The 2,154-nt window shown below is 40.1% G+C and carries 2 protein-coding genes; one reads left to right on the top strand and one right to left on the bottom strand.

The genetic code is table 11. From position 1 onward, the window contains the following. Positions 1-291: 291 nt before the first annotated feature. The gene (mobC, locus tag AB4484_RS13290; protein ID WP_372078635.1) at positions 292-642 is read right to left on the bottom strand and encodes a plasmid mobilization relaxosome protein MobC; all 351 of its coding nucleotides are present in this window, start codon (positions 640-642) and stop codon (positions 292-294) included. A gap of 1,239 nt (positions 643-1,881) precedes the next feature. On the opposite strand from mobC, the gene AB4484_RS13285 reads away from it, so the two are divergent. Continuing rightward, a partial coding sequence (locus AB4484_RS13285) for a replication/maintenance protein RepL (protein ID WP_372078633.1) occupies positions 1,882-2,154 on the top strand: 273 nt, incomplete at its 3' end.

Here is a 2,154-nt window from a genome sequence, read left to right as displayed (position 1 = left end):
GGTAAGGCGGAATTCAGAGTTAATAAGAAATATGCTGTCAAGGTCGAGTGGTCAAAAGTGCAATCCATAGAATGGAAGACCACATATTCAAAAGACGGAAAGGAAGACAACGTAACAATAACTGAATCGGAAGATTAAGATAATACTAGCGCTTTCTATTGGTGCTCTAACACCAATAGAAAGCTAACCCTAAAGCCTAACTGAGATAGGAAAAGGACTATGGAAAATACTACCCTCCGTGTGCGTGTCACACAAGTCCCCAAAAGTGCGTTTTCCCCTAACCCTCTTAGCTCATCTTCTGGACGTATCAACATTAACAAGAGCCTCCGATAAAGACAGGTTCAAATGCACCATCATTTTATTAAGTGTTACCAAATCTGGCTTAATTTCATCCGCACCAACAGGAATAAACAAATTCAGCCTATGTGCAATTTGATTCAAATTGCTACCAATCCTAGCCATTTCGTTTTTATAGTTCAGGATGTCATTTCTGAACTCTGAAAATAGGCGTTCGTCACGCACTTCATTTTCTAACTTCGCACGCAATAACGCAGAAGTTGAGCTGTATCCTTTAGTGTTTGTCTCTTCCTCCAAGAATGAGAAAGCCTCTTTTGATAATCGAAATGTAAACTTCTTGTCCATAAAAACATTGCCTCGCAGAGTAGCCCCACAGGGCGGGGATTTTGTCCAAGTCGGGACGACTGTCGGACAAAATCCGAATCCCGCTAATCAAACTAGAATAGTGTGATTGGATAGATGTTACAACGCGAAGCGGGGCGACGACATAGAAAGTGCGCGGAACAAGGTGACGTACATACACCTAAATGAGAAAGGATATCAATAAAGTTGACGTATCACTTTTTTACAGACCGAAGGTCTGTAAAAAAGTGACGTACTGATGAATTAAACGGGGCAACAAGCGGTAAAAATTGACGTACAGGCATGTAGTTGATATTAGATCTCATTTAAAAGTGACGTATTAACATTTTAGTAACGTTTTGGAGTGACGTGGGCGTTTTTTCGGTGGGTTGCAGTAGCATCACGCCGCTTTGTCGCTGTGATGCTCTGCAAGCGGTATTCTGGCATGGTGAAAGGCTAGATTTTTACGTGTCTTTGAGTGGGTAGGTTCTCGCTCAATCCGCTTTATGCGATCCCACAATATCGGGTGGGTGAGCTTCTCCCTGTCGGGCTACATGCTGCATGTTCAGGTACAAAAAAAGCCAGCTAAACGCGCTGGCTTTGACAATGTTTATTCGCATATTTATTCAAGATTATGCAATAACACTTTATGTACTGCATAGCCAGAAGTGACTACGCTAAAAGGAACCCACTCTCTTTCTTTTCTAAAAGACCTATCTGGTCTAGTTTTTATCTGCAATCCTAACGCCCTGTAAGGCTCATACAGCCGTTAAATCATAAAAAGAGTATGTAGGTATGTGTAATTAACTAAGACGCTTACAGACGCAAATCTGTGCGTCAAAGCGTTAGCGCTTTCCGCTTGCGGAAATTGTCCACAAATTTGTGGCTGTAAGCGTCAGACACAGCAACGCCCAAGCGTTGCCCGTCAGTACAAAACAAACCTGTTTTGATGATTGTGCAAATTAGCGAGCATTTAAGAGAGACTTTGATATAAGAGAAGAGAATCTATATAGAATAAGGGCTAGAGTGAAATCTAATACCGCTATGCGGGATGATAGATACCGCTATGCGGGATAGTGAATACCGCTATGCGGGATAGTGAATACCGCTATGCGGGATGATAGGTCATCAAGAAAAAGTATTACATATTTGATATACTTTTTTTTAAGTATTTCATTTACTTTTTAAAAGGGATGTGTAATAGTTCGCACCATTACTGTTATACTTTTTTTGGGGTATCTTGTGGGTGCTAAATATTTTGACAAGGATACGGGGGAAATCTCGTACGAGCCAGAGTTTGCAAAGGTGTATATAAATGATCTGTGCCGAGTTAAAGGGCTAAATTCAGTTAAGCATGAAATGTTCAAGTTTATGATCCAAAATATGAATCATGAGAATGTTGTCTCTTACGGCTCGATAACAAAGAAAAAATTTTTAGATCAACACGGAATAAAATCACAAACTTTTAACAACAATATTAAAGGTTTGATTGATTCTGATTTGATAGAAAGAATA

Source organism: Vibrio sp. 10N.261.46.A3, from assembly GCF_041472995.1.
Taxonomy (GTDB): domain Bacteria; phylum Pseudomonadota; class Gammaproteobacteria; order Enterobacterales; family Vibrionaceae; genus Vibrio; species Vibrio coralliirubri.
Note: the sequence above shows the minus strand (reverse complement) of the source record. Positions and strands in the feature narration are given on the sequence as shown.

Excerpts from the sequence above, each read along its gene's own strand:
- mobC (WP_372078635.1), bottom strand. The coding sequence starts at position 642 with ATGGACAAGAAGTTTACATTTCGATTATCAAAAGAGGCTTTCTCATTC.